General features: G+C 69.6%; 26 protein-coding genes. 15 read left to right on the forward strand and 11 right to left on the reverse strand.

Annotated features, from left to right (window positions below):
* Nucleotides 1-336 precede the first annotated feature (336 nt).
* The gene (locus ACFYYR_RS26045; RefSeq protein ID WP_388858238.1) at nt 337-1,284 is read left to right on the forward strand and encodes a hypothetical protein; all 948 of its coding nucleotides are present in this window, start codon (nt 337-339) and stop codon (nt 1,282-1,284) included.
* Between the two features lie 273 nt (nt 1,285-1,557).
* Here the strand turns inward: ACFYYR_RS26045 and ACFYYR_RS26050 are convergent, their stop codons facing one another.
* Nucleotides 1,558-2,106, reverse strand: a complete 549-nt coding sequence (locus ACFYYR_RS26050) for a DapH/DapD/GlmU-related protein (RefSeq protein ID WP_388858241.1) — start codon at nt 2,104-2,106, stop codon at nt 1,558-1,560.
* A gap of 174 nt (nt 2,107-2,280) precedes the next feature.
* Here ACFYYR_RS26050 and ACFYYR_RS26055 point away from each other — a divergent pair, with 174 nt between their 5' ends.
* Nucleotides 2,281-3,318: a LysR family transcriptional regulator gene (locus ACFYYR_RS26055; protein WP_388858244.1), complete on the forward strand. Its 1,038-nt coding sequence runs from the start codon at nt 2,281-2,283 to the stop codon at nt 3,316-3,318.
* A 288-nt stretch (nt 3,319-3,606) separates the two neighbouring features.
* Here ACFYYR_RS26055 and ACFYYR_RS26060 read toward each other — a convergent pair whose 3' ends face one another.
* On the reverse strand, nt 3,607-4,131 hold the full coding sequence (locus ACFYYR_RS26060; RefSeq protein ID WP_388858247.1) for a CGNR zinc finger domain-containing protein: 525 nt from the start codon (nt 4,129-4,131) through the stop codon (nt 3,607-3,609).
* Between the two features lie 225 nt (nt 4,132-4,356).
* Between ACFYYR_RS26060 and ACFYYR_RS26065 the strand changes: the two genes are divergently transcribed.
* Nucleotides 4,357-4,995 carry a LysE family translocator gene (locus ACFYYR_RS26065; protein WP_388858250.1) on the forward strand — a complete coding sequence of 213 codons (639 nt, stop codon included), beginning with the start codon at nt 4,357-4,359 and terminating at the stop codon, nt 4,993-4,995.
* Between the two features lie 417 nt (nt 4,996-5,412).
* On the opposite strand, the gene ACFYYR_RS26070 is transcribed toward ACFYYR_RS26065, so the two are convergent.
* The gene (locus tag ACFYYR_RS26070) at nt 5,413-5,931 is read right to left on the reverse strand and encodes a phenolic acid decarboxylase (RefSeq protein ID WP_388858253.1); all 519 of its coding nucleotides are present in this window, start codon (nt 5,929-5,931) and stop codon (nt 5,413-5,415) included.
* Between the two features lie 106 nt (nt 5,932-6,037).
* Between ACFYYR_RS26070 and ACFYYR_RS26075 the strand changes: the two genes are divergently transcribed.
* On the forward strand, nt 6,038-6,469 hold the full coding sequence (locus tag ACFYYR_RS26075) for a MarR family winged helix-turn-helix transcriptional regulator (protein WP_388858256.1): 432 nt from the start codon (nt 6,038-6,040) through the stop codon (nt 6,467-6,469).
* A 130-nt stretch (nt 6,470-6,599) separates the two neighbouring features.
* On the opposite strand, the gene ACFYYR_RS26080 is transcribed toward ACFYYR_RS26075, so the two are convergent.
* A complete protein-coding gene (locus ACFYYR_RS26080) occupies nt 6,600-7,571 on the reverse strand; it encodes a helix-turn-helix transcriptional regulator (RefSeq protein ID WP_388858259.1) in 972 nt (323 codons plus the stop codon).
* An 80-nt stretch (nt 7,572-7,651) separates the two neighbouring features.
* On the opposite strand from ACFYYR_RS26080, the gene ACFYYR_RS26085 reads away from it, so the two are divergent.
* Nucleotides 7,652-8,476, forward strand: a complete 825-nt coding sequence (locus ACFYYR_RS26085) for an SDR family oxidoreductase (RefSeq protein WP_388858262.1) — start codon at nt 7,652-7,654, stop codon at nt 8,474-8,476.
* Between the two features lie 117 nt (nt 8,477-8,593).
* Here the strand turns inward: ACFYYR_RS26085 and ACFYYR_RS26090 are convergent, their stop codons facing one another.
* Together ACFYYR_RS26090 and ACFYYR_RS26095 are read right to left on the reverse strand one after the other, a co-directional pair.
* On the reverse strand, nt 8,594-8,842 hold the full coding sequence (locus ACFYYR_RS26090) for a zinc-binding dehydrogenase (RefSeq protein WP_388858724.1): 249 nt from the start codon (nt 8,840-8,842) through the stop codon (nt 8,594-8,596).
* Entirely contained in the window at nt 8,731-9,324 is a 594-nt protein-coding gene (locus tag ACFYYR_RS26095) for an NAD(P)-dependent alcohol dehydrogenase (RefSeq protein ID WP_388858265.1), read from the reverse strand. Before ACFYYR_RS26095 ends, ACFYYR_RS26090 begins: the two co-directional genes overlap by 112 nt.
* A gap of 27 nt (nt 9,325-9,351) precedes the next feature.
* Here ACFYYR_RS26095 and ACFYYR_RS26100 point away from each other — a divergent pair, with 27 nt between their 5' ends.
* The 3 genes from ACFYYR_RS26100 to ACFYYR_RS26110 all read left to right on the forward strand — a co-directional run bounded on the left by ACFYYR_RS26100 (nt 9,352) and on the right by ACFYYR_RS26110 (nt 11,378).
* Entirely contained in the window at nt 9,352-9,777 is a 426-nt protein-coding gene (locus ACFYYR_RS26100) for a TetR/AcrR family transcriptional regulator C-terminal domain-containing protein (RefSeq protein WP_388858268.1), read from the forward strand.
* Between the two features lie 367 nt (nt 9,778-10,144).
* On the forward strand, nt 10,145-10,507 hold the full coding sequence (locus ACFYYR_RS26105; protein WP_388858271.1) for a hypothetical protein: 363 nt from the start codon (nt 10,145-10,147) through the stop codon (nt 10,505-10,507).
* Between the two features lie 418 nt (nt 10,508-10,925).
* On the forward strand, nt 10,926-11,378 hold the full coding sequence (locus tag ACFYYR_RS26110) for a VOC family protein (protein ID WP_388858273.1): 453 nt from the start codon (nt 10,926-10,928) through the stop codon (nt 11,376-11,378).
* Nucleotides 11,379-11,697: 319 nt separating this feature from the next.
* On the opposite strand, the gene ACFYYR_RS26115 is transcribed toward ACFYYR_RS26110, so the two are convergent.
* On the reverse strand, nt 11,698-12,825 hold the full coding sequence (locus tag ACFYYR_RS26115; RefSeq protein WP_388858276.1) for an NADH:flavin oxidoreductase: 1,128 nt from the start codon (nt 12,823-12,825) through the stop codon (nt 11,698-11,700).
* A gap of 115 nt (nt 12,826-12,940) precedes the next feature.
* Here ACFYYR_RS26115 and ACFYYR_RS26120 point away from each other — a divergent pair, with 115 nt between their 5' ends.
* The 3 genes from ACFYYR_RS26120 to ACFYYR_RS26130 all read left to right on the forward strand — a co-directional run bounded on the left by ACFYYR_RS26120 (nt 12,941) and on the right by ACFYYR_RS26130 (nt 16,779).
* Complete coding sequence (locus tag ACFYYR_RS26120; protein ID WP_388858279.1) at nt 12,941-13,375, forward strand: MarR family winged helix-turn-helix transcriptional regulator; 435 nt, start codon at nt 12,941-12,943, stop codon at nt 13,373-13,375.
* A 736-nt stretch (nt 13,376-14,111) separates the two neighbouring features.
* Entirely contained in the window at nt 14,112-15,659 is a 1,548-nt protein-coding gene (locus ACFYYR_RS26125; RefSeq protein ID WP_388858282.1) for an AMP-binding protein, read from the forward strand.
* Nucleotides 15,660-15,987: 328 nt separating this feature from the next.
* Entirely contained in the window at nt 15,988-16,779 is a 792-nt protein-coding gene (locus ACFYYR_RS26130) for a class I SAM-dependent methyltransferase (protein ID WP_388858285.1), read from the forward strand.
* 194 nt (nt 16,780-16,973) lie between these two features.
* On the opposite strand, the gene ACFYYR_RS26135 is transcribed toward ACFYYR_RS26130, so the two are convergent.
* Both ACFYYR_RS26135 and ACFYYR_RS26140 read right to left on the reverse strand, forming a co-directional pair.
* On the reverse strand, nt 16,974-17,522 hold the full coding sequence (locus ACFYYR_RS26135; protein ID WP_388858727.1) for a nuclear transport factor 2 family protein: 549 nt from the start codon (nt 17,520-17,522) through the stop codon (nt 16,974-16,976).
* Nucleotides 17,523-17,567: 45 nt separating this feature from the next.
* Nucleotides 17,568-17,978: a Fur family transcriptional regulator gene (locus ACFYYR_RS26140; RefSeq protein ID WP_388858288.1), complete on the reverse strand. Its 411-nt coding sequence runs from the start codon at nt 17,976-17,978 to the stop codon at nt 17,568-17,570.
* A gap of 604 nt (nt 17,979-18,582) precedes the next feature.
* On the opposite strand from ACFYYR_RS26140, the gene katG reads away from it, so the two are divergent.
* The 3 genes from katG to ACFYYR_RS26155 all read left to right on the forward strand — a co-directional run bounded on the left by katG (nt 18,583) and on the right by ACFYYR_RS26155 (nt 22,297).
* On the forward strand, nt 18,583-20,814 hold the full coding sequence (katG, locus tag ACFYYR_RS26145) for a catalase/peroxidase HPI (RefSeq protein WP_388858291.1): 2,232 nt from the start codon (nt 18,583-18,585) through the stop codon (nt 20,812-20,814).
* A gap of 170 nt (nt 20,815-20,984) precedes the next feature.
* Complete coding sequence (locus ACFYYR_RS26150; RefSeq protein WP_388858294.1) at nt 20,985-21,824, forward strand: hypothetical protein; 840 nt, start codon at nt 20,985-20,987, stop codon at nt 21,822-21,824.
* 128 nt (nt 21,825-21,952) lie between these two features.
* Nucleotides 21,953-22,297 carry a hypothetical protein gene (locus ACFYYR_RS26155; RefSeq protein WP_388858297.1) on the forward strand — a complete coding sequence of 115 codons (345 nt, stop codon included), beginning with the start codon at nt 21,953-21,955 and terminating at the stop codon, nt 22,295-22,297.
* 272 nt (nt 22,298-22,569) lie between these two features.
* Here ACFYYR_RS26155 and ACFYYR_RS26160 read toward each other — a convergent pair whose 3' ends face one another.
* Both ACFYYR_RS26160 and ACFYYR_RS26165 read right to left on the reverse strand, forming a co-directional pair.
* Nucleotides 22,570-23,244, reverse strand: coding sequence for a hypothetical protein (locus tag ACFYYR_RS26160; protein WP_388858300.1), 675 nt, complete (start codon nt 23,242-23,244; stop codon nt 22,570-22,572).
* Between the two features lie 199 nt (nt 23,245-23,443).
* Entirely contained in the window at nt 23,444-24,082 is a 639-nt protein-coding gene (locus tag ACFYYR_RS26165) for a GGDEF domain-containing protein (RefSeq protein WP_388858303.1), read from the reverse strand.
* Nucleotides 24,083-24,896: 814 nt separating this feature from the next.
* On the opposite strand from ACFYYR_RS26165, the gene ACFYYR_RS26170 reads away from it, so the two are divergent.
* Nucleotides 24,897-25,418: an XRE family transcriptional regulator gene (locus ACFYYR_RS26170; protein WP_388858306.1), complete on the forward strand. Its 522-nt coding sequence runs from the start codon at nt 24,897-24,899 to the stop codon at nt 25,416-25,418.
* The last annotated feature ends 101 nt before the right edge of the window (nt 25,419-25,519 follow it).

Here is a 25,519-nt window from a genome sequence, read left to right on the forward strand (position 1 = left end):
CAGGAAGCCGAGGGTGAGGTCGATGCCTTCGATCTCACCCCGCCAGTCCGCCACGGTGGCCCGTTCATGACGTGCGAGGAGGTCCTCCCATGGAGGCAGGGGGTGCCGTAGGGACGGCCGCAGGAACCGAGTCCGACTCGGCGCTTGGGGACAGCGGGGTGCCATACCCGGTCCCGGTGAGCATGGCGGCGGTGGAGGTGACGGCGGCGTCTTCCCGGCCCGCCCCTGGGTTCTTCCGGATGCAGCGCCACCCTCGGCAGCCATTCCTCGCTCTGGCCAAGAACCCCGAGCGCGTCTTTGACTTGTTGGAACACGGCAACGGTCGGGTGAAGGGACATGGACGTGCGCGCACGGGGCATCAACTACGACACCGGATTTCTCCCGGGAGAAGAACTCTCCCGCAAGAGCTTCACCCCTGAGACGGTCCGGCACGACATGGAAGTGATCTCCGGGGATCTCCACTGCGACGCCGTTCGTATCTCCGGACGAGAGCCTGAACGGCTGAGCATCGCTGCCCGGCATGCTGCGGACGTGGGCCTTGAGGTCTGGTTCGCCCCCGTTCCCGTGGACCTTCCCCGCGACCGGTTACTCCCGCTCTTCGCCGACTGCGCCCAGCGCGCCGAAGCCATACGGAAGGCCAGCGCCGATGTGGTGTTCGTCGCCGGCTGCGAGATCAGCGCGTTCTGCAGCGGTTTCCTCCCAGGCGACACCTACGGGGACCGCCTGCGTGCCATGGCCGGCGCCGACATGGAGTGGTGGTCCTCCCTCGGACCGGTGCAAGAACGCCTCAACGGCTTCCTCTCCCAGATCGCCGCGACCGTCCGTACGCACTTCGGCGGGCAGGTCACCTACGCCTCGGCCCCTTGGGAGTTCATCGACTGGGGTGTCTTCGACCTTGTCGGCATCGATGCCTACCGGGCCTCCCACAACGCCGACAGTTTCCGGGACGAACTGCGCGGGCACCTCCCCCACGGCAAGCCCGTCGCGGTGACCGAGTACGGAACCTGCGCGTACCAGGGCGCGGGAGAGCGTGGCGGCATGGCCTGGCAGGTGCCGCACGGCGCTGTCCCGGACGAGGACGAACAGGCCTGCTACCTCACTGAATTGCTGGACGTCTTCGAGGAGGAAGGCGTGGATACCGCGCTCTGGTACACGTTCGCCAGTTACAGCAGGCCCGGGGAGCAGGACCTTGGCTCCTACGGCGTCGTCCGGATGCTCGACGAGAGGCGCTGGGAACCGAAGAAGGTATTCCACACCATGGCAGTCAGATACCGACGCAGCTGAAGTACCCAGACCTCCAGCCCCTGCCAGCACCCGCGCTGGAGCCTCCGGTCATCCGTCAGTTCCGAAAGTGCGGGCTGACGGACGATCCACTTCGCAGGCTGCCGCCCACGACCAGCATGAGCTCCCCGAACGACCATCACAGTGCCTGCGTAGGCGGCGCGACGTCCGGGGAATACGGCGTCCCCTGCTGCCGGCATTGAACCAGCACTCCATCCGGTCCGTCACAGGCTCGTGAAGCGCGCCGGAGCTCACCAGGGCTGCCGGCCTTGAGGCTCAGTCGTTCCACCGCTTGCGTTCGAACGCGGCCGGTCCGGTCACCAGGGTGTCGGGAGGAACATCCCTCGTGACGACGGCTCCGGCGCCGACCACGGCACCGCGTCCGATGGTGACGCCGGGGAGCACCGTGACCGCGGCGCCGAGCCAGGCGTTGGCTTCGATCGTGATGGGCGCCATCGTGATGAACTCGCTCCGCTCGGAAGCCGGGAGGGGATGGTCGGCGGAGATGAGGTTGGTCTTCGGACCGATCAGGACACCGTCGCCCAGGCGGATGCCGCCCTGGTCCATGAAAGTGCAGCCCTGGTTGACGAAGACGTGCTCGCCGAACTCGATGCCGAGCCCGTGGTGGGTGTAGAACGGCGGATAGACAGTTACTGAGCTGGGGACCGGCTTGCCGACGATCTCGGCCAACAAGGCCGCGCGCGCGGCCTTGTCGTCGAAGGGCAGGACGTTGAGCCGCGACGTCAGCGTGTTCACGTACTCGATTCGCTCGGCTACCCGCGCGAACTCGGGCGTGCGGACGTAGAGACGGTCTTGATCAGGCATGACGATTCCTCACGATGGGGCGCTCGGGCCGTAATCGGGATGGCACCTGCCGGATACGACAGTTGATCAACCAGTGGTTGAACGAAGTCATCAAAGCGATTGGAGTGCGCGGGAATCAAGCAACGATCCTGATGGCCAGGATCAACCTTTGGTTGTCTGCATAGGATGAGCTGCATGGACGTCATTGCCGTGCGCACCTTCGTCGCCGTCGTGGATGTGGAGCAGTTCCAGGAGGCCGCCGCCAGTCTGTCGATCACGCCGCAGGCCGTGTCCAAGCGTGTTGCCGCGCTGGAGAAGGAGCTCGGTGTCCAGCTCTTCACCCGTGACGCCCGCGGAGCGCGGCTCACCATCGACGGGCAGGCATTCCTGCCCCACGCCCGAACCTTCCTCCACTCCGCTGAGCGCGCCGTCGCGTCCGTGCGGCCAGGCCATCGGGCACTGCGCGTCGACGTGATCGGCCGCCAGCTCTCCCTGGCAGGACTGCTGCGCGGCTTCCACCGCGCCCACCCCGAGATCGAGCTGGACGTCCTGACGCTGTTCGACTCCGACACGGCCATCGCCGCGGTCCGGGACGGGACGATCGACGCGACGTTCCGTGCCGTGACCCTGCCGGGCCGGCAACTCCCCCGCGGTGTGGAGGCCGCTCCCGTCTTCGACGAAGCACTGCACCTGTTCACCGGACCGCGGCACGAGTTCGCGAAGGCCTCCGCGCTCACTCCCGCCCAGCTCGCCGGACGACGGATCTGGATGCCCGGCAACCTGCCCGGCGCCGAGTGGACCGCCTACTACGACGAACTCGCCGCCACCTTCGGCATCATCATCGACTCAGTCGGCCCGGACTTCGGCATCGAGCCCCTGCTCGACACCATCGCCAGCTCCACGACACTGGCCACCTTCGTCAGCGAACAGACTCCCCTGGTGTGGCCCGCCGGGCACAGCCTGCGCCGCATCCCCCTCAAGAACCCGACCCCGCTCTACCCCCACTCGCTGATCTGGCGCACCGACAACCCCCACCCCTCCCTGGCCGCCCTGCGTCGTCATCTCACCGCCGCGTATCCCGGCCGTCCCGACAGCGGCGTCTGGGCACCGGAATGGACCCGGCCCGTGCCGCCCGCATCTTGTCGTGGACCGCGGCTCTCTCCACGCCCGGCCGCTGTTGATGACGGCAGCAGCGCCCCGGGGAGTGCGCAGCAACGTCCCGCAAGACCGTGAACGGGATCGATACGGCGTCGGTATCGGACTGGCTGTCCGGGGGTGGGTGCTGCGCAGTGTGGCGGACGAAGCACCTCGTTGTATCGGACAGCCGCGGCAGGCCCGGGAGAGGCCAGGTGTGTGCGGCGGTCGCCGCCGATGCCGACGCCTCGCACGAGGCCCTGCTGACCGCCGCCGGATGACGCTTGTAGCGGGGGGCCGCGGTAGCCGGATGGCCACGGCATGGCGTGCTCGATCATCCGCCTGCGGCGGCCGGACCGTTCGCCGGACTCGGTGGCTCGGACGGTCTCACCGCTGCCGCTTCCGGTCACGGTGCGCGGACACGTGCACCCGGGTGGCGCACTGGCGTGAGCAGTATGCGCGGCGGCCGTTACGGGACACATCGACAAAGACGATGCGGCAGCCCGGTGCCCCACACCGGCCGAGGCGACAGGGATCGGTCTCGGTGAGCACCAGGGCAAGGCCGGCGGCGGTGGCCGCCCGGACCCGCGTGACGACATCGGCGTCCTCGTCGGCGTAGTGCAGATGCGGCGCCTGGCCGTCATGCGTGGAGACGTACGGGCCGGCCGCCGCGTCGGCCAGCAGCCGATTGACGGCAATGACCTGCTCCCGCGTGGTGGGGGCCGCGAACGCCTCCCACAGAGGCAGACACCATGCCCGCAGCTCCTCGAGCTGCGCCTCGGTCAGGGCGGCGCGCGCCACCCGATGCTCGGCCAGCAAGATCTCGACCGTGCGGGCGTCACATGAGTCATCGAGATTGGCCAGGGCCGCCGCCAGCAGAGCCGCATTGCCGCCGTAAGCGTTGAAATGCATAAACTCATTGCATCACGCTCGCGGCATGACTCCACACCTCGCCCCCACCCTGTTCGGGCAGCCGTCGCCGCCGGGCCTCGCAGGCCACCAGCACCGCGACGGCCACAGCATCCGCGCGCTGTCGGCCTGCGAGGCACTCGAGCGCCGCCCGGCGCCGCCGGCCGGGACCTCACCCGGCGGGACCGTGGCAGCGGACACACGGACGGCCGGTGACGGTGAACCGCCGTGCTAGGGATCAGCTGGGCAGAGCTGGGATCCTTCACCGTGCTGTGCCTGATCCTCGCGGCTACTCCGGGCGCCAACCTCACAGTCGTGCTCCGCTGCGCACGCCAGGGCGGCCAGCGCGCCGCTGTCGCCGCCGCAGCCGGGCTCACGCTCGGCAAAGTCTGCTGGGCCGCAGGCTCAGTACTGGGCCTCGCCACACTGCTGGCAACCTCACCCACGGCCTACAACGCACTCCGGCTGGCCGGTGCGGCCTACCTGATCTGGCTCGGCGTACAGGCCCTCCTCCCGGCTCGCCGCCATGCCACGGCCAACGGGACCACCCCCGACACGAACGGACTCTCCGTATCCAGCGGATTCCGCCGCGGCCTGGCCGGCGACCTCCTCAACCCGAAAGTAGGGATCTTCTACACCACCGTCTTCCCTCAGTTCATCGGACCCCACGACCCGGCCGTCCCGGCGGCCGCCGTACTACTCACCACCCACACCCTCGTACTCATGACCTGGTACCCCACCGTCAGCCACCTGATCATCCGGGCAAGCCGCAGACTCCGACACCGCCCACACCCGGCAACACTCGACCGGATCACCGGCACCACACTCATCGCCCTCGGCATCCAACTCACCATCACCCCACCCTGAAAAAGCCAACCCAACCAACCCCCAGGGACCCCACACCCACAGGGGCAGGCCACACCAGCCAGCCACCCACCAGCCCAAGAACCACCCACACCTGCTCCGGGTACCGGTACTGGAAGACCCTCGCCGGCCTGGCGGCCGCCGTGGAGAACGCCCTGAACGGCTACAGGAAAACGGCTACAGGAAGGGGCGTACCGCACTGAAGAAGCAGTACAACCCAGTGAACTGGACCTGGGTGGATGGATCCACCCAGGTCCACCACCTGTGAGACACCTCCTCAAGGCGCCCGGAGGCCCACAGGGACGCGATTCATCAGCGCCGGGACACACCCGGCAGACACCGTCTCGCAGCACGAGCCGGTGCCGCATCGGACAACGGTCGCTCTGCGGACGAGAGCGGTGAGCGGGAGCGCGGGGCCGGTCAGTTGACGCGGTCGGCGTAGCCCTGCGGCAGGCCGGCCGGGGCCGTGGCGATGACGCCTTCGTCGTTCTCGCCGCAGTCCTCGAGGAAGGTGATTTCTGCGAACTCGGGGACGACGCGGATCGGGTATGACGGGCCCTGGTCGCGGTACTCGGCCATCCGGTCCAGGTGGTCGTTCTGGAAGCAGACGGTGCGCTCGGGGTGCTGGTGCACCCAGTGAGGGAAGAAGATCACGCCGTGGATCCGGCGCCTGGCGGGAAGCACGTTGACGCTGACCGAGGTGCCGGTGGGCTCGGTCCAGGAGATCTTGTAATCGTCCGAGTCGAGGCGGACGAGGTCAACGGCCTGGTCTTTCACCCACCGGCCGCCGACCATGCCGGTGTGGATCCGGTAGTCGATCGTCCGGGCGTTCTTCACGTACATCTCGTACTGCCAGCCGTTGGCATAGGTGTAAATGAAGTGCTTCCCGGTGAGGCCCGAGAGGTCCTGCTCGGGGACGGGGTTCGCGACGGTCGTCATGGCCTGGCTCTCCTTGTGCGGTGTATGGCGTCTCACAGCGCCCGGCCACTTCAGTTTGCAACAAAACTACTTTGAAGCAAAATTACTCTGCTGTCACAATGGCGCCGTGGACACTGCAGCCGACCTCAGCCGCCTCCTCGGCCCCCTGCGCCGAGCCGTACTGCGCTCGACCCGCGCCGCCGAAGGCCTCCCCGACCTCCCCGACGCCCAGATCGAGATGCTGCGGGTCCTGTCCGCCGACGGCCCGCTGGGCACCCGGGCCGTGGCCGAGAGGCTTCGCATCTCCCCCTCGACGGTCAGCAATCTGGTGCGGACGATGGCAGCGGCAGGACTCGTGGAACGTCACTCCTCCACGACGGACCTCCGGGCAGTGGACCTGTCCGTGACCCCGCACGCGCTGGAACTGCTCGAACGCTACGACCGGGCCAGCCGGGAGACACTGGAACAGGCCATGGACACGCTTCCCCCCGGCGACCGCGACACACTCACCGCAGCCATGCCCGCCCTCACACGCCTGGCGAACGCCCTGGGCGGATGAGCACACAACCCGCGTGCTCGCGCGGGGGCGGAATCGGGGTGGGCTACCGGTCGGCGCCGCGCGGGTGAACAGCCGCGGTCCCCTCGGTCGCACTGCTGGACCTGCGGACGGCCGGATGCGTCGGCGGTCGTCACCGCAAAGCCTCTTCCGGCCAGGCCGCCCGCCGGAGCCGGCCCGTCAGCGTCCGCAGATGGTCGATCAGTTCGACCGGCTCGTGCACCTCGAACTCGAAGCCGAAGGCCGCCACCCACACCGCGAGGTGGTCGAGACTGTCCGATCCGATACGCAGCAGGCAGGTGTCGTCATCGACGGGTTCCACGACGCCGAGCGTGGGCGGCACCTCGCCGGCCACCTCCGCGGCCGAGCCGTGCATGGTGAGCACCGCCCGATAACGGTACGGGTCCGTGGCGAGGCCCTTGGCGAAGTAGTCCGTCAAGTCCTCAGCGGGCAGCGGCCTCGGGGTGAACCGCGGCCCGGTGGGGATGCGCAGGGTCATCCGGTCGACGCGGAACCGTCGCCAGTCCTCCTTCCGGGTGTCCCACGCGAAGAGGTACCAGCGGCGGCCGTTGTGGACCAGCCGGTACGGTTCGGTGTCCCGGACGCTCTCGGTGCCGCCGTAGGAGACGTAGTCAAAGCGCAGCCGTTCCTTGTCGCGGACCGTGGCAGCGATCGCGGTGAGCGTGCAGGGGGCGACGGTCGGGCCGGGCATCGGCACGGTAATCAGTGCGGAGCTGAGAGTGTTCACCTGGTGGCGCAGTCGCGAGGGCAACACCCCGTCGAGCTTGGCCAGGGCGCGTACAGACGTCTCGGCCATTCCGGTGACGGCGCCGCCCGCCGCCGTCCGCAGCCCGACCGCCACCGCGACCGCCTCTTCGTCGTCGAGGAGCAGCGGGGGCAGAGAGGCACCGGCAGCGAGCTCGTAGCCGCCGCCGACACCGCCGACCGCGTGGACCGGGTAGCCCAGCAGTCTGAGCTTGTCGATGTCCCGCCGTACCGTCCTCGGGCTCACACCGAGGCGGTCGGCGAGGTCCTTGCCCGGCCATGCACGACGGGCCTGCAGCAACGCCAGCAGGCGGAGCAGTCGGGCCGAGGTTTCCAGCATGGAAGCAGTGTGCCCGTGATCGCGGACAGGACATGACCGCGATTGTTCCTACCGTCGTTGTCATGACGGAAGGAGATTCCATGACCATTCTTGTCGCCGGCGCCACCGGAAACGTGGGACGCCCGCTGGTGGAACAGCTGTTGGAGGCCGGCCACCAGGTCCGCGCCCTCACCCGTGACCCGGCGAAGGCGGACCTCCCCGCCGCTGCGGAGGTCGTCGCCGGCAATCTGACGGACACCGCCGGCCTGGCCGCGGCCCTCTCCGGCGTCACGGCCGCTCACCTGATCACTTACGACGGGGCGGATTTCTCGCCCCTGACCAACGGCGAAGAGCTCATGGACCTGGCCGAGATGGCCGGGGTCCGCAGGGTGACCGTACTCAAAGGGGACCTGGACAAGAGCCCGCTGGAACGGGCCGTGGAGGCCAGTGGGGTGGACTGGACGCACCTGTCGCCAGTGGAGTTCATGTCCAACACCCTGGAATGGTCGGAGTCCGTGAGGACCGAGGGCGCCGTCCGCGAGGCCTTCCCCGAGACCAGGAGCGCGATGATCCACGATGCCGACATCGCTGCGGTCGCCGCGGTCGCACTGACCTCCGACGGGCATGCCGGCCAGGAGTACTGGCTCACCGGCCCCGAAGCTCTGACCCCGCCGGAGAAAGTCCGGGTGATCTCCGAGGAACTGGGCCGCGCAGTGCGGTACATCGAGCTGCCCCGGGACGAGATCGTCGCCCAATGGCGCGAAAGCGGCTACTCGGAGGAGGACGTCGAGTTCTTCATCACCATGCGCACCAACCCACCGGAGGCGGGCCGTACACCGCTTCCCACGGTGCAGAACGTCACCGGCAAGCCACCGCGCACCTTCGCCCAGTGGGTACGGGAGAACGCCGCGGCCTTCGGTGGCTGACAGCGCGTCGGCGCACCACCCCGGCCGGCCTTCCCCGCTCCCCCGGTGCCATCGCGGTCCCGGCGGTGGTCGTGCAAGTGGCGCACGTGGGCGTGCTGTTGACATCGGTCCGCGTCGTCACCCGGCGGGCACCGTGAGCGCCAGCTTGCCCGTGACACGGCCGTCGAGGAGGCGCCGGACGGCCGCGGCGGTCTCGGTGAGCGGGTAGACGCGGTCCACGACCGGGCTGAGCATGCCCGCGTCGATGAGGGACGTCAGGTCACGCAGCCCGTCGGCGTGCTCGGAGGATATGAAGGCGCCCAGGTGCCGGCCGGTGAACGGGGACAGCAGTGCGCGCGGAGCTGCCGGTCGGTGCCGCCGAGCCAGACGCCGTTCGTCTCGCCGCCGGTGATGACCAGCCTGCCGCGGGGTGTGAGGGCGCGGCGCAGTTCCCGCAGGCCGTGGTTGCCCGCGATGTCGATGATGACGTCGTAGCGTCGCGGGGCGGCGAGGAAGTCCTGGCGGGTGTAGTCGATCACGTGGTCGGCGCCCAACGTCCGTACGGCGTCGACCTTGGGTGTGCTCGCAACAGCCGTCACCCGGGCGCCGAAGGCGTGGGCGAGCTGGACGGCGAAGGTGCCCACGCCGCCGGCCGCACCCGTGATCAGGACGTCCTGGCCCTCCCGGACTCTGCCCTTGTCGCGGACCGCCTGCAGCGAGGTGAGCGCACTGACGGGGACCGTCGCCGCCTCCTCGAAGGTGAGTCCGGCCGGCTTGGGGGCGATTCGGTCGGGACGGGCGGCGGCGCAGTCGGCGAATGCCGCCGCGGCCGTGCCGTAGACCTCGTCACCGGGCGCGAAACCGGTCACGTCGGAGCCGATCGCTGGAGACAGGCGATGCGGCAGAGGGCCTTCTCCCTGCGCCATGCGCTCTCCCGCCACGACTGGGCCATCGGGCTGATGGAGTCACGCTCCACACCGGGCCCCGCCACCCTGCGTCACCACGACGCCGTTCTCGGCTGCCTGCGTCAGGGCGGGTTCTCCCTCGCCCTGACCGCCCACGCCGTCTCGGTCCTCGACAGCTACATCTACGGGTTCGCCCTGCTGGAGAAGACCTTGCCCTTCGGCGCCCCGGAGGAGACCGCCGAACTGGCGGAATCCATCATGAGCGGTTTCGGCGACGGCGAGTACCCGTACCTGACCGAGATCGCGACCGCTCACGTCATGCGTCCCGGATACACCTACGGCGACGGGTTCGAGACCGGCCTGGACCTCATCCTCAACGGCCTCCAGCAAGCGGCGGACCGACACGCTCGTCGGTGACCGGTTCGACGGCGTGCCGGGCGGGAGTCCGGGCGAACGGCACGTGCACGCAGCCGACCACGCCCGACGACTCCCCCGGAGCCAGCCACCGCGCAGCACGCCAGCAAGCCCGGCGCGCTTTCCGGCACGGTGGGACCGTCGGCGGAGACACATGCCTGCCAGGCGGCCGCGTTGCCCTCAGCGGACGAACGTCCCGATGCCGGCCTGCCCGACCGGTGGCCTCGGGAGAACCCGGCCGGACCACTGGCCGCACGGCCGAAAGAAGGCTGGCCGTCGTGGAATGCCGCCGGATAGTAATGGTCCAGCGCCTGGCCGAATGCCGACACCGTCGGCGCGGACACCAGCGCGCGGGCAAAGGAGACCCGACGTGATACGCAGACGCATCGCCTCTCTCGCACTCCTCACCACCATGGTCACCACCGTCGGCATGGCCTCGGCCACCGCCGCCCCCGGCGACACGGCCACCATCTGCCACAGCTCGCTCACCCCCTCCGGCTGGGTCGACACCCAGTGGTGGAACAGCGGCGGCTGCGGGCCCGGCTTCAGCCCCAACACCAAGCAAATCAAGGACCTCACCGGCTATCCGGTCGGTACGCAGGTCAACGCGTGCGCCTCCACCTGGCCGCCCGCCGGGTGGTCGATCACCAGCTCCTACTACAGCAGCGGCTGCCGCTACTCCGCCGTCCCGAGCTTCAACCCCAACACCTGGACGCTGCGCCGTACGTCCTGAGCCGTCGCCGGGCCCGGGCCGATCGGCAGCCGCTCACAACCGTCGTTCGCTCCCCTGGCATCGGCAGAACCGCGACAGTTCAAGGACCACTGACATCCGCCGTTCGATGACCTCACGGTCGATCATCTACGAGCGGACCGCCGGCGGTCCCTTCAGTGGGCAGGAACGCCCTGGCCCATGGTGGAAGCCGCCGGTTCGCTGAAAAGCCCTGGGCAGTGGACCGGTTAGCGCACACCACCATCGGAATCGTGCGCTGACCCGTGCCGGCGTGCCCCCGCCCGGGCCGCCGGCACGGGCTCGAGGGCAACGGACACCCGGCGGCCGGCACGTACGGCTCCTCTCCCGGCCGCGTTCATGCGTGCCCACGCACCTATCCACCACTATGGAAGGAAACATCCGCTTTGCCTGGAGGTCATGCATGCACCGTGACGGTTTTCCCGCCCCGGATTCCGGGCTTCTCCTCACTCACTTTCTGACGGTGGCCGACGTAGCCCGATCGCGCGCCTTCTACGCCGACGTTCTCGGCGGTGAGGTGGTGCTCGAGGAGAACCCCTGCACCATCAAGCTCGCCAACGGATGGATCATCATGAACCCGGGCGGCGGCCCCACCCCGGACAAGCCGGACGTCACCCTGCGCCCGCCCACCGACCCGGGCACGGTCAGCAGCTTCCTCAATCTCCGCGTCGCCGACATCGAGGCATGTCACCGGGAGTGGAGTGCGAAGGGCGCCGAATTCCTCACGCCCCCCATCGATCGCAAGGCCGAGCTGCGGTGCTACTTGCGCGACCCGGACGGCTATCTCATCGAGGTCGGGCAGGCCACCGGCATGCTGAACGGTGTCTACGCCGACCCGCCCGCCGGTACGCGTTAGACCTTGGCCGGGTGGATCGACCTGCTGCTCGGCGGCCGGCAGACCGCACCCAAGACACTCTCGTGGGGTGTCGTGGGACACCGACGGTGTATGCCGTCCGGCCGGTCACGATGCATGAGGGCCGGAGGCTGCGATCCAGCGTGCGGCGGCCCCGGCCATCAGCGGGGAGACCCGGCGCCGGATCCTGAGCGTCGGCAGGAGCTCCTGGAAGGCCGCCCCACCACAGCGAAGGCGTCCACCGACCCGGAATTCATCGCCAGGATTCGCCGCGTGATGGCGCTGTACGGCACCCCGCCCGCCAGGGATTGCGCGAGAACCCTCAGCTCAGGGTCGTCAGCGCCGCCGCGTCGTACGGCTTCAGCTCCTCGAGCCTGCCCGCCAGGACCTTCGCCGCCCACTCCGGGTCGTGGAGCAGGGCACGGCCGACGGCGACCAGGTCGAACTCGTCGCGCTCCAGGCGGTCGAGCAGATTGTCGATGCTGCCGACCGCGGCGCCCTCGCCCGCGAACGCGCGGAGGAAGTCGCCGTCGAGGCCGATCGAGCCGACGGTGATGGTGGGCCGGCCGGTGAGCTTCTTGGTCCAGCCCGCCAGGTTCAGGTCCGAGCCCTCGAACTCCGGGAGCCAGTAGCGGCGGGTGGAGGCGTGGAAGGCGTCGACGCCGGCCGCGGCAAGCGGGGTCAGGATGGCCTCCAGCTCGTCCGGGGTCCGGGCGAGCCTCGCGTCGTAGGCTTCCTGCTTCCACTGCGAGTAGCGGAAGATCACCGGGAAGTCGGACGAGACGGTCTCGCGGACCGCGGCCACGATCTCAGCCGCGAACTTCGTACGGGCCACGGGGTCGCCGCCGTAGCCATCGGTGCGGCGGTTGGTCCCCGCCCACAGGAACTGGTCGAGGAGGTAGCCGTGGGCACCGTGCAGTTCGACGCCGTCGAAGCCGATGCGCTCGGCGGCCGCGGCAGCCTCGACGAAAGCACCGATGACGTCGTCCAGGTCGTGCCGGGTCATCGCCTTGCCCGTGCCCTCGGTGCCGTCGAGGCGGATGCCGGAAGGGCCGACGGCGGGGGCGTCGGCGTAGGGCGCATCGCCCTGCTTGCGCACCATGCCGATGTGCCACAGCTGCGGGACGATCGTGCCGCCCGCCGCGTGAACGGCCTCGGCGACCTTCGCCCATCCCGCCAGCTGCTCCTCACCGTGGAACCGCGGCACACGGTCGCTCTCCCCGGCCGACTCGTGGCCGACATAGGTCCCCTCGGTGACGATCAGGCCCACACCCGCGGCGGCGCGACGGGCGTAGTACGACCGCACGTCCTCACCGGGGATGCCGCCCGGGGAGAACTTCCGCGTCATCGGCGCCATCGCGATGCGGTTCGGGACGGTCAGGCCGTTCAGCGTGACGGGCCGGGACAGGATCTCGGCCGCGCGGGGGGCCGAAGACGCAGTGACGGTCACGGAGGTGCTCCTCACAGGTGCTTGATGGCATTGATGGTTGAGAACTTCAAGCAATGAGGGAGACGGTAGAGAGAGATACTTGAGATTGTCAAGCTTCCTGAGTAGCGTGACGCCCATGACAGGAAATGCCCGCGCCGACACGGCCGGGCTCATGGAGCTGCTCTCGGTGTCCCTCGGTGTCTACTACGGCGACTTCACGGTCGCGGCAGCGAGCGAGAACCTCACCGCGAGTCAGGGCAAGTGTCTGACCGTCCTGCGCCGTGGCCCCGCAGCGATGCGCGTCCTGGCTCACACCATGACCTGCGACGCCTCCAACATGACCGGGATCGTCGACCGGCTGGAGGAGCGCGGCCTGGTACGCCGCGAGCCCAGCCCCACCGACCGGCGCATCAAGAACGTCGTCCTCACCGTCGAGGGCGAGCGCGTCACCGACGCGATGCGCGCGAAGATGCGCGCCACGCAGGAGGGCCTGGACAGACTCAGCGACCAGGAGCGGGAGTCCCTGCACACCCTGCTGGAACGAGTCTTCCTTTCGCCGCCGGACGCCTGAAGCGACCGGCCCTCCCACGCACCGGGCCCCGCCGGTCACACCTCCGGCCCGCCGCCGGGCACAACCGTCCAGCAGGCGGTTCAGCCGCCCGTGGGCGCAACACCCTCCGCCGTCGAAGTACGGTGCGGCAGGCACAGCGCCGGCCAGGCCGGCTCCCCATGCCAGGCCGCCCAACACCCCAGCGCACACCGGGCCGGTGAACGAGCCGCGTCCGGGGCAGCTCACCCGGCCCCCGGGCTTGCCGTCGGACCACCGGCGGCGCCCGATGCCGAGCCCGCCGCGGCTCTTGGCCTTCTGCGGTTCGACCGCCGCGCGGGCGGCAGCCTCCTCCCCCTGGCGTCGCGCGGCCCGCACAGGCCATCGCTCTCGCCGCACCGGGACCGGTCCCGCGCTCGCACGGCCCCCCTGGCCATCGTGGTCAATGTCCGTATGCCGGTGGGGAGAAGACAGACGACGAGGCCATCGGCCGCACAGTAGCCATTCGCGCTACCTCCGCCCGTGAAGTGCGACTGCCGAGGTGCGACACCGGGGAACGGAACCCGCGCGACGCGCTGCGAGCGGCTGGTTGCTCATGACGGTCGTCCCGCCCCCAACGATTCCAGCGACGAACGGCCCCTGCAGCGGGACTTGGAGATGTTGATCGCCACCTACTACTCTAGCTTTAGTTGCCTCTGGCAACTAAAGCTGCACCGGCTCGCTTCCCCGCACTCGCCAACGTCAGGAGGACACCCGACTCATGTCCACCGCCGCCCGGATATTCCGCACCTACGTGGAGGAGAACCTCGATGCGCTGAGCGCAGACCCGGCGCGCGAAGCCCTGGTTCACCAGGGTCGTAGGGTCACCGCAGGCGAATTCCGCTCACTGGTCCACCGCTTGGCACGCGCCCTGCGGGCCCGGGGTGTCGACCGCGGAGCGACCGTCACCCTGCTCAGCGGCAACCTCCCGGAGACCGTCGCCGCCCGCTACGCCGCCCATCTGGTCGGCGCCCGGGTCAACCACCTGTACAGCAAGCTGTCCGCCGAGTCCCAGGCCGAGATCGTCCGCGATGTCGAAACCCGGGCCCTGATCGTCGACCCACGCCACGCCGAACGGGCCGCCGAGATCATCGAGTCGGCGCCGGTCCGGGATGTTCTCGTCCTCGGCCCCACGAAGCTGGGCGCGGATCTGCTGAAGCTGGCGGCCGGCCAGTCCGACGAGCCGTTCGCGAGCCGGGCCCGGGCCGAGGACGTATGCACCATCCGCCACACCGGCGGCACCACCGGCCACCCGAAGGGCATCTGCACCACCTTCGGGCAGACGCGCTGGTTCCACGGAGTGCTGCAGCAGGAACTCGCTTACGAGCGCCGACAGTTGGTCTGCACCACCTTGGCGCACGCCGCGGGCGCGATGGCCGACAGTACGCTGCACAGGGGCGGCACGGTCGTACTGCTCGACGACTTCGACCCCGGCACCGTGCTCGCCACGCTCGCACGCGAGCGCATCACCGAGATGTTCCTCCTGCCGCCGCTGCTCTACCAGCTGATGGACCATCCGGATGCTCCGCACACCGACACGTCCAGCCTGCGGATGCTGACCTACGGCGGCTGCCAGGCGTCCCCGGCCCGGATAGCCGACGCGATACGGATGTTCGGCCCCGTCCTCATGCAGGGCTACGGGCAGAACGAAGCCGGGGGCATCAGCGTGCTCACCCAGGAGGACCACGACCCACTGCGCCCCGGCCGGCTGCGTTCGGCCGGGAAGGTACTGTCCGAAGTCGAGGTGGCGATCCGCGACGAGACGGGCCGCGACCTGCCGGCCGGCGAGCACGGCGAGGTCTGTGTGCGCTCCTCCATGATCATGAAGGGGTACTGGAAGCAGCCCGACCTGACGGCCGAGGTACTGCAGGACGGCTGGCTGCACACGGGGGACGTCGGATACCTCGACGACGAGGGATACCTGACCATCGTCGACCGGCTGAAGGACATGATCGTCGTGGTCGGCGGCCATGTGTACACCACCGAGTTGGAGGACCTGCTCAACTCGCACCCGCAGGTGTTGCAGAGCGCGGTGTTCGGCGTCCGTGACGCCGACCGGACGGAGCGTGTGCACGCGGCAGTGGTACGGGCACCCGGCAGCGACGTCGACGCGCAACAGCTGCGCACGATGGTGCGCGCGGAGCGCGGCACGATGTACGAACCGGATCAGGTCGCATTCATCGAAGCGCTGCCACTCACCGACGTGGGGAAGCCCGACAAGAAGGAGCTGCGTCGGCAGGCCGAACGGCACGGCTGTCCGGCCGGGTGACAGTACACATTCGGGCCGCCACAGCTGAACACTGTGGCCCGACCGACCTACCGGAGGCCGGCGCCGGCGGACGGGCCCAGCGGAGCCGTTGCTCGGCACCGGTCAGGGACCGCGGGTTGACCCCCCGCGTGTCTCCGCCGGATGGCTGAGACACACTTGGACTGCCATGCCTGCTCGAAGCACAGCCATACATCGCTGATGCCGGAGGAGCGGTCCACCAGGAGGCCTGCCACCTCTGCAACGCCGGAAGGACCGACCCTCATTCGGTGTGGTCGACACCCCCCAGGTCGTGTCCAGGTCCGTGGAAGGGACGAGAGGAACGATGAGCATGGAACGCCCCGCAGCTGCCGGCTCCTGCCGCGTCGGCGCGCTGAGCGCGGATTCCGTCGGCGAGAACGAGCGCCTGGAGTCCATCCAGCGCAGTGTGGACGACTTCACCGTTCAGGTCATCGAAGGGCTCCCCATCGCGGAATCCTGGAACTGTCTCGAACTGGGGGCGGGTGCCGGTTCCATCGCCTACTGGCTCGCCCGGCGCTGCCCCGATGGGCACGTGGTCGCCGCCGATATCGACACGCGGTACCTGGAGGCAGAACGTGCGGGGAACCTTCGGATCCAGGAAGCAGATGTCACCCGCGACGACTACCAGCCGGGCCGCTTCGATCTGATCCACGCGCGCTATCTCTTCTGCCACCTTCCCGAGCGGGACGGGCTCATCGCCCGGGCTGCTCAGTGGCTCGCTCCGGGCGGCTGGCTGGTCGTCGAGGAGCCGTACCATCTGCCCGCAGAGAACTCTCCGTCTCCGCTCGCCCAACGGGTCCTCGCCGCGTATCAGCAGAAGTACCGCGAGCGGGGTGCGGACATGACCTGGGCGCGCCGGGTGCCGGCGCTGCTCTCCCGGGCCGGACTGAGCGACGTCTCCTTCTCGGGGAACCTCGGGTGCATGGGAGGGCTGGACAAGGACCGTTGGGCACCTCTCATCGGGCAGGCCGGTCCTTCGTTGGTCGCGGACGGCCTCATCACGCAGACGGACCTGGACGGCTTCTTCCGACTGCTCCAGGATCCGGAGTTCATCGACATTCCGCAGGTCACGATCTCCGCGTGGGGACGTGCCGCCCTCTGAACCGGATGACCGACCGGACGCATCATCGGCCCGGCACGGGGCCGCGGCAGGAGCGGGGTGACCGGTTCCCCTCCGGGACGGGGTCTCGCCGGTGGTCGGATCCGGGGCCGGTGTGCGAGGGCTCCCGGAGTTCGGCTTGCCGCACGTTGTCTTCGATGGCCCGGGAGAGGGGTTCGGCCCGCCGGGCGGTGCACTCAGGGTGCGGCGAAGAAGGCGCTCATGCCGTCGATGTCGGAGAGGTAGCTGTCGATGGTGACGATGCGTCCGCTGTGGACGGTCAGCACGGTCGCAAGGTGCTCGTCGAGCGTGCGACCGTCGGCGGCGGTCGCTGTGTTGCGCAGGGAGAGTGCGGCGCCGTGAGCGCCGACGAGCATGTGCAGCAACTCGGTGTGCAGCCCCTGGCTCGCGATGTGCCGGGCACGGTTCACGACCGCGTCCGCTCCATGAGCGTTTCCGGAGATGGTGCCGGTGCCGGGCATGGTCCAGGTGATGTCGTCCGCCAGCAGACCGCGCAGCATCTCCCAGTCGCGCGCCTGAAATGCGGCGAGGAACCGCTCGGCAACGGCGGGGCCGTGCCGTTCGTGGACGTGGGGGGCGTGGACATGGGTCTCCCGCTCGTCACCGACGGCCGCCGGGTTGATCAGTTCGGCGGTACCGAACCCATGCGGCTCGCCCCAGCGGCACGCGTCGGAAGCCTGGTGCTCTCGCCACCTGGCAGTACGGCGTCGGGACGGTGTTGGCAGGCCGGCTCCCGCACGAAGCGTCGGCCGGGCGCAGGGGCCTCGTGGCTAGGCGCAGGACGGGCACAGCCCGCGGTAGACGATGTCGACATCGGAGACCGTGAAGCCGAACCGTTCCTGCTCCGGGAGTTCGGCCAGTGGATTGCCGGTCGGGTGGACATCGCGGATGGTGCCGCAGCCGGAGCAGACGAGGTGCTGGTGCGGGTGGTGCGCGTTGGGGTCGTAGCGCTTGGCGCGGCCGTCGGTGGACACCTCTGCGACCTCGCCGAGGGACACCAACTCCCCCAGGGCGTTGTAGACGGTCGCCCGGGAGATCTCGGGCAGGCGCCGGGCCGCGCGGGCGTGCACCTCGTCCGCGGTGAGGTGTACGTGGTCGCCGTCGAGGACTTCCGCGACGACACGACGCTGGGAGGTCATCCGCCAGCCACGCCCGCGCAATCGCCGCAGCAGGTCACTCATGCCGTGCACCCATTCACGTTCGGTGGCCTACAGGACGTGTGCCCGTGGACGTCCGGCTTCCTTTCCACAGGGTTTGACGGACTTCTTGACTTAGACCTTGTCCATCGTAGGATCGCTTCCGGCGATAGCCAAGGGGCAGGAACACTCCAGTACGGCAGGAGACACAGACGTGACGGGACACCGCCGAGGAGTTGTGCGGTGCCGCTCCGCGCGGTGACGACCGGCCGCGTGGCGCTGCTCAGGACCGTCGGGGACGGCGATGGGCCCGGTGTCGGGCGATCGCTTCCGAGGGGGCGGCCGCCAGGGCCGTATCGCCCTTCGGTCCCGGCGCTTCGGCACCTGCGGCCGGCTTCGTACGCCACAGGCATCCGCGTGGCGTACCGGCCGTTCGAGGGACGCGCCGGGGCCCACTGCCCCATCGCGTGCCGGTCGAGCGGTGTTGTCTCCGGCGTCGACTGTGTTTCGCCCTGCCCCTGCATGATCACGTCCGACGGCCACGACCCCGCGATCCATGGGGCCGCGGTCACCTACCGGGACCTGTGTCCCGACTGTTCACTGCCGCAACTCATGAGCACCGTGATCCGCCTGGTCCGGAAGGATTCCCATGTATGAGAATCATGATGCAATCGTCGCAGACGCGAACTCGGACGGCGCAGGTGGCTGCCCGGTCGCGCACGGGCGCGCCCCGCACCCGACGCAGGGCGGCGGAAACCGCCAGTGGTGGCCGGATCGGCTCAATCTGAAGATCCTCGCCAAGAACCCCGCGGTGTCCAACCCCCTCGGCGAGGACTTCGACTACGCGGAGGCGTTCAAGGCCCTCGATCTCCCCGCGGTGAAGCAGGACATCGCGGAGGTGCTGACGACCTCGCAGGACTGGTGGCCCGCCGACTTCGGCCACTACGGCCCGTTCATCATCCGGATGGCGTGGCACAGCGCCGGCACCTACCGGATCAGCGACGGCCGCGGCGGCGCCGGGGCCGGTCAGCAGCGTTTCGCCCCGCTCAACAGCTGGCCGGACAACGGGAACCTGGACAAGGCCCGCCGCCTGCTGTGGCCGGTCAAGAAGAAGTACGGCCAGAGCCTGTCGTGGGCCGACCTCATGATTCTCGCCGGCAATGTCGCCCTGGAGTCGATGGGCTTCCAGACCTTCGGCTTCGCCGGTGGCCGCGAGGACGTGTGGGAGCCCGACGAGGACGTCTACTGGGGCCCCGAGACCACCTGGCTCGGCGACGAGCGCTACACCGGCGACCGCGAGCTGGAGAACCCTCTCGGCGCCGTCCAGATGGGCCTCATCTACGTCAATCCGGAAGGCCCGAACGGCACCCCGGACCCGCTCGCCGCGGCCCGTGACATCCGGGAGACGTTCCGCCGGATGGCGATGAACGACGAGGAGACGGTCGCCCTGATCGCGGGCGGTCACACCTTCGGCAAGACCCACGGCGCGGGTCCGGCGGACGCCGTCGGCCCCGACCCCGAGGCCGCCCCGATGGAGCAGCAGGGCTTCGGCTGGCGGAACAGCCACGGCACCGGCAAGGGTGGCGACGCCATCACCAGTGGTCTCGAGGGCATTTGGACGAACACTCCGATCACCTGGGACAACAGCTTCCTGGAGATCCTCTACGGCTACGAGTGGGAGCTGTTCAAGAGCCCCGCCGGCGCCCACCAGTGGCGGCCGAAGGACGGCGCCGGGGCGGGGACCGTCCCCGACGCCCACGACTCCTCGAAGAGCCACGCCCCGACGATGCTGACGACCGACCTGGCGCTCCGCATCGACCCGGCATACGAGCAGATCTCGCGGCGCTTCATGGAGAACCCGGACGAGTTCGCGGACGCGTTCGCCCGCGCCTGGTACAAGCTGACCCACCGTGACATGGGTCCGGTCGCGCGCTACCTCGGCCCGGAGGTCCCGAGCGAGACGCTGGTGTGGCAGGACCCCCTGCCGCCGGTGACGCACGAGCTGATCGACGCCGCGGACGTGGCCGCTCTCAAGGCCACGATCCTCGACTCGGGGCTGTCGGTGTCCCAGCTGGTGTCGACCGCGTGGGCGTCGGCCTCGTCCTTCCGCGGCAGCGACAAGCGCGGCGGCGCCAACGGTGCGCGCATCCGTCTCGAGCCGCAGAGCGGCTGGGAGGTGAACGACCCCGATGAGCTGGCGCAGGTGCTGCGCACCCTGGAGGGAATCCAGGAGACCTTCAACGCCGCCCAGGGCGGCGGCAAGCAGGTCTCGCTCGCCGATGTGATCGTGCTCGCCGGTGGTGCTGCCGTCGAGCGGGCCGCCAAGGACGCCGGATTCGACGTCGAGGTGCCGTTCACGCCGGGCCGCGCGGACGCGTCGCAGGAGCAGACCGATGTGGAGTCCTTCGCCGCGCTCGAGCCGGCCGCCGACGGGTTCCGCAACTACCTCGGCAAGGGCAACCGGCTCCCGGCCGAGTACCTGCTGCTCGACCGGGCGAACCTGCTGACCCTGAGCGCCCCCGAGCTGACGGTGCTCGTCGGTGGTCTGCGCGTCCTGGGCGCGAACCACCAGCAGTCCGGGCTCGGTGTCCTCACCGCGACTCCGGGCTCGCTGACCAACGACTTCTTCGTCAACCTGCTCGACCTGGGGACGACGTGGAAGGCGACCTCCGAGGACGCGCACACCTTCGAGGGCCGTGACGCCGTCACGGGCGAGGTGAAGTGGACCGGCAGCCGGGCCGACCTCGTCTTCGGGTCGAACTCCGAGCTGCGCGCGCTCGCGGAGGTCTACGCGAGCGACGACGCGAAGGAGAAGTTCGTCAACGACTTCGTCGCGGCGTGGAACAAGGTGATGGACCTGGACCGGTTCGACCTCGTCTGATCACGGTGTCCGGGCCGGCTCGCCGGCCGGCCCGGACGTCCCGCCTCCGCGCACGAGGTGGGGTACCCCCGGAAGGGGGCGTTCGGCCGTGTCGTCGGCCCATGGCCCCGGGCCGTTGAGCCGACACGGTCCGGCGGGGCCGTGGGGACGGGGCGGCGTAGGGTGGCGCGATGCCTCTGTCTGCGGACCGGTCCGCCCTGGATGTGCTCGACGCCCACCTGGAAGCGCTCCGGGACCGGACCGGTCCCCCACCCTCACGAATCCCGGACGGTGTCGCCGTCGACGGTGTTGCCGTGGACAGTGTTGCCGTGGACAGTGCTGGCGAGCTCGTGCGCTGGGCGCTGGGGCGGCTCCGGAGCCTCCCCCGTGAGCCGGAGGACGTGTTCGACCGCGAAGTCGGCGATCTGCTGGTGGAGTTCCGCAGCCGGCGCTGTCCCTGGAACGCGGCGGCACTGCGGCTGCTCGACGACACCTATACGTTCGTGGCGACCGGTCCCCGTCGCCACGAGGACTGGGCGCACGACGTGCTGGCCGTGCTGCACCGCTCGGTCCCCGACCCCCGGGGCTGGGTCCGACTGGACGAGGACCGCACCAACGACGCCCGCTGCTCCGTGCCCGCGTATCCCTTCGCCCCGCCGAGCGCCGCGGAGTTCCCGGACCGCCTGTACCCGCTGGAGGCGGAGGCGGCGGTCGGGGCGCTGGCCGTCATGGCCGAGGAGTGGGACGGCGAACCGGCCCCGGTCCGCTCCCGTCCGGACCGGGACGCCCTGCTGGACGATGCCCGGACCCTGCTCGACCGGTACGGGCCCACCGCGCGGTACTGGACCAACGCGACGGCCGCCGCCTCCGATCCGGCCCCGGACTTCGTCGGCGCCGGCCTCCACGGCACGCGTTCCCACCCTTTCATCACCGTCGAGTACCTCCATGGCCTCGACCTGTGCGAGGACCTGGGCCTGATCGCGGTGAACGGGGACGAGGTGGGTGTCTTCTGGTCGTTGGGGGCGCGGTAGAGCGGCTGGCGGATCATCCGGGGCCGCCAGGGCAGGTGTGGTGTGCGGCAACCGGACCTGATCAGGCACCACATGCCGCGGCCCGTGAGGGTCCCACCCGGAGACCGCAGTGAAGGGAGACGAGGTACATGGTGGCGCGGACGCCGGCGGAGCGGGCTCTCGCCCGCTCCTACATCACCGGTGACGGTCGGGATGCATTCGATGTCCTCGATATGTTGGCCGAACATCACCTCAACCGCAGCGTGACCTTGACGTATCACCTGGCTGTGCGGCGGATGGGGCATCCGGAGGAGCGCTGGGAATTCACGCTGCTGTGGGACGACAAGTCCTTCGCGGATGTGTTCACGTCTCCCGCTCCCGATCCGGAACGGCTCGCGATGCTGGTGCACATCGTCCGCGCCCACATCGAGGAGTGGTGGGACACCAAGGGCGGCAACCGGCAATCGGCGAAGATGGGACGACGGCTGCCTTGAGTATCCGGCGACTTCAACGGGTCACTGGACAGGTGACCACCGGGTCCCTCACCTGAGGAACGACCACAGGGCCCGGTGGCCATGCACGGTGTTGCGGGGCGGGTGGACGGGGCAGAACCTCCCTCCGCGCGTAGTCCCCGACACGCGCCCCCCTCACACGGTCGGCCTCGGCTGGGGCGCAACAGCCGAGTCGACACTCTCGGCCGTCCGTGGACGTGATCTCTCAACGGACTGGGGAGCGGCTGGAGTTCACATCTGAGCGTCGTCCGGTCTCACCGCACCCCGAAGCCCAGAATCCCCTCCAGCCGCTGCCGGACATCTCGCTCGGTCTCTGCCGCGTCGCGGTCGCCGACATCCACGACCATCACGTTCCATCGCGTCGCGGCCAGCAGGCGCAGGGTCAGTTCGCTTTCCCAGCACAGGTGGTCGGCGGCAGCGGCCAAGTCGGTGACCGAGCGGGTGCCCGGCGACTGCCGGAGCCTGTCGACATACCAGTCCGCCCACCGAGGACCTTCGCGTTCGACCGCTCGTCGCAAGGCCGCTTCCGGATCGTCCCGCAGGTACACGACGCTGACCCGCGACGGCTCCACCGCTCTGCCCACCTCGTCCACGACCTGAGCAATCGCCGCTTCGTCATGTCCCCAGGCCACCAGGGACGGGATGAACGGGAGCAGCGCGTCCGTCACCAGCACGTCCACCCCTTCGGCCCGCGCCTGTTCCAGGTAGGAGCGGGTGGAGTTCACCAGTGTGCGGGGACGTACCCGGCCGGATCCTCCGTTGAACTCCTCGGCCACCGGGCGGAATACGGGGCGAGTGAGGATGTCCTCCTCCTTGAAGTGATCGACCGCGCATCCCTTGCCGCTGATCCAGCCTGCCAATGCCCGGCACAAGGTCGATTTCCCCACACCGGGGCTGCTGCCCAGCACTGCGATCACATGTTCTGTCATTCCGACACACTCGCACACGGCCAGGACACCACCAACGCATGGAGAACGCCCCGGTGTTCGCCCCCGTATTCCTCTTGGCGCGGCCTCAGGCGACGAGCTGCCCGGAGCGGTGGCCGGACCCGGTGAAACGCCCCTCGCCTCGGGGGTGTCGGCCCGCCGGGGAGGCCGAGCTTGCGGCCGGTTGGCAGGGCTTCCGCGGTCACGCCGCGCTCCCCTTGACCCGGCTGCCGGGACAGCCCGCTCGGCGCCCGTTCAGAGGCGCCGGTGCCACGTCCTCGGGCCGGGCCACGCCTGCGGATCCGGAGTGCTTGGCCCGGTACATGGCCACATCCGCATACCGGAGCAGCGTGGGCAGGGCCTGGGTACAGAGGTGTTCCGGGGCCGCGACGCCGACGGATGCCGCGACAGCGATCGCTCCGGCGTCCGTCAGCACGGGCTCGCGCAGGGTACGGACCAGTTCCTGCACCGTGTCGGGGTGCCTGCGCGCCGCGACGGCGAATTCGTCGCCCCCCAGGCGGCCGACGACGCCATGGGCTCCGGCCCACCGGGACAGCCGTTCGCTGGTGGCGGCCAGCACGATGTCGCCGGCCACATGGCCGTACCTGTCGTTGAGAGCCTTGAAGTGGTCGAGGTCGACCAGGCAGAGGACGGAGCCTCGCTGGTGACGGGTGACCAGACGCTGCGCATGCCGCTGGAAGGCGTTGCGTCGGTGCGCACCGGTGAGCGGGTCCCGCTGTGCGGCGGCCAGCCGCCGGTGGAGGGCGGCTGCGTGGAGGGTCCAGCCGGCCAGCGGGACCATCAGGGTGGTCAGAAGCAGTGCGCGTTGCCCCGAGGTCACTTGTGCGCGGATGTTGCAGGCCATATCGGCGGAACCCTCTCGTCCTGCACGGGCTGGTGGACTGGAACGGACAGTGCTGCGGGAAGAGTGCTGTGGCGGGCCGTCCACGCCGCAGGCCAGGGAGCCCGGAGTGCAGGCCGGAGATCTCACGGCCGTGCGGTCGCCTCAACGGACTCGACGGCCACGGCTGAGGACGTCCGCCCACGCTCCGCATACGGGCACGCGGCCCCGCCCCGTGTCCCTGCCTGCCGCACCCGCTCCGCGGCCGCACCCCACGTCGGGGCCACGCATGCACCAGAGCCTCTGCACCCCGGCCGTGCCGGGTCGCACCATCGGCGGAGGGCACCGTCGCGGCACCGGGAGGCAGCTCCCCCTCGGCCCGGGGGCCGTCGCTCGTGCGTCGGCGTTCAGCGCGGACCGTCGTCGCAGCTCTCCACTCCCCGGCGGGGAGTCACGTCAACACCGACGGACACGGGGCAGGAGCACCGAGGGCGCTCTCGACCGGCGCTGTGCGGTGTCGTGTCCGGTGTGGAGTAACGGCACGGGTAACGGCTCCTCTGCTGCTTCGGGATGCCACGCGTCATGTCTGCCGCATGTCGAGACCGAGTGAACGCTCGGGGTGAACCCACTGTGCCTGTCAGTAACGATCCGAGTCAACTGATGTGGGGTTGTCAAAAGCCAGACGATCCACAAGAGTTGAGCCCGGGGATGCGGAACGTCGCGCAGAGTCAGCGCGACCGGGGGCACATGTACCACGGGGGTACATGTGCCCCCGCCTCCACTGCCAGTCGAGACTTGAACGAGGGAGGGCAGCATGAGAGAGGTTGATCCCTCTCCTGCTGAAGTGCCGAACGCCGTTGAGACCCTGGCACACAGACTCAACCGCCTGTTCGAGACGTGCCACCCCGCGGACCGGGGGCCGTACACCAACGCCGAGGTGGCGCGGATCATCAACGAGAAGGCGCGCGAGAAGGGCGACAAGAGCGGCGAGATCTCCGAGACCTACATCGGCTACCTGCGCAAGGGGAAGCGCGACAACCCCACGAAGCGTCATCTCGAATCCCTCGCCGAGTTCTTCGGTGTGCCGGCCAGGTACTTCTTCGACGACGGCGACGGGGAACGCGTCCGGGAGGACCTCGCCCTGCTGCACGCCCTCAAAGGGGTCGGGGCCCGCCAGGTGGCCCTGCGCACGGTGGCCTCCCTGGACGAGGACGCTCTGGACGCGCTCGTCCCGGTGCTCAAGCACCTCGGCAACGCGCACGGAACGCGCGGGCGCATGAGACCACGCACCGGCCGGGCCCCCGGGGCGCCGACGGACACGCCACCCGCCTCATGACGCCGGGAATCGGCGCTTCGGCGGGGGACCCCACGAGGGGCGGGCAACGGCCTCAATGATTGTCGCTACATGGAGATGGCCCAGCAGCCATGCACACGGTG

The sequence above is a fragment of the Streptomyces sp. NPDC001922 genome (assembly GCF_042891165.1).
Taxonomy (GTDB): Bacteria; Actinomycetota; Actinomycetes; order Streptomycetales; family Streptomycetaceae; genus Streptomyces.

What these genes read in the sequence shown, in the direction of transcription:
- ACFYYR_RS26045 (WP_388858238.1), top strand. Translation starts at nt 337, where the DNA reads ATGGACGTGCGCGCACGGGGCATCAACTACGACACCGGATTTCTCCCG.
- ACFYYR_RS26050 (WP_388858241.1), bottom strand. Translation starts at nt 2,106, where the DNA reads ATGCCTGATCAAGACCGTCTCTACGTCCGCACGCCCGAGTTCGCGCGG.
- ACFYYR_RS26055 (WP_388858244.1), top strand. Translation starts at nt 2,281, where the DNA reads ATGGACGTCATTGCCGTGCGCACCTTCGTCGCCGTCGTGGATGTGGAG.
- ACFYYR_RS26060 (WP_388858247.1), bottom strand. Translation starts at nt 4,131, where the DNA reads ATGCATTTCAACGCTTACGGCGGCAATGCGGCTCTGCTGGCGGCGGCC.
- ACFYYR_RS26070 (WP_388858253.1), bottom strand. Translation starts at nt 5,931, where the DNA reads ATGACGACCGTCGCGAACCCCGTCCCCGAGCAGGACCTCTCGGGCCTC.
- ACFYYR_RS26080 (WP_388858259.1), bottom strand. Translation starts at nt 7,571, where the DNA reads ATGCTGGAAACCTCGGCCCGACTGCTCCGCCTGCTGGCGTTGCTGCAG.
- ACFYYR_RS26085 (WP_388858262.1), top strand. Translation starts at nt 7,652, where the DNA reads ATGACCATTCTTGTCGCCGGCGCCACCGGAAACGTGGGACGCCCGCTG.
- ACFYYR_RS26100 (WP_388858268.1), top strand. Translation starts at nt 9,352, where the DNA reads ATGCGGCAGAGGGCCTTCTCCCTGCGCCATGCGCTCTCCCGCCACGAC.
- ACFYYR_RS26110 (WP_388858273.1), top strand. Translation starts at nt 10,926, where the DNA reads ATGCACCGTGACGGTTTTCCCGCCCCGGATTCCGGGCTTCTCCTCACT.
- ACFYYR_RS26120 (WP_388858279.1), top strand. Translation starts at nt 12,941, where the DNA reads ATGACAGGAAATGCCCGCGCCGACACGGCCGGGCTCATGGAGCTGCTC.
- ACFYYR_RS26125 (WP_388858282.1), top strand. Translation starts at nt 14,112, where the DNA reads ATGTCCACCGCCGCCCGGATATTCCGCACCTACGTGGAGGAGAACCTC.
- ACFYYR_RS26130 (WP_388858285.1), top strand. Translation starts at nt 15,988, where the DNA reads ATGGAACGCCCCGCAGCTGCCGGCTCCTGCCGCGTCGGCGCGCTGAGC.
- ACFYYR_RS26140 (WP_388858288.1), bottom strand. Translation starts at nt 17,978, where the DNA reads ATGAGTGACCTGCTGCGGCGATTGCGCGGGCGTGGCTGGCGGATGACC.
- katG (WP_388858291.1), top strand. Translation starts at nt 18,583, where the DNA reads ATGTATGAGAATCATGATGCAATCGTCGCAGACGCGAACTCGGACGGC.
- ACFYYR_RS26150 (WP_388858294.1), top strand. Translation starts at nt 20,985, where the DNA reads ATGCCTCTGTCTGCGGACCGGTCCGCCCTGGATGTGCTCGACGCCCAC.
- ACFYYR_RS26155 (WP_388858297.1), top strand. Translation starts at nt 21,953, where the DNA reads ATGGTGGCGCGGACGCCGGCGGAGCGGGCTCTCGCCCGCTCCTACATC.
- ACFYYR_RS26160 (WP_388858300.1), bottom strand. Translation starts at nt 23,244, where the DNA reads ATGACAGAACATGTGATCGCAGTGCTGGGCAGCAGCCCCGGTGTGGGG.
- ACFYYR_RS26170 (WP_388858306.1), top strand. Translation starts at nt 24,897, where the DNA reads ATGAGAGAGGTTGATCCCTCTCCTGCTGAAGTGCCGAACGCCGTTGAG.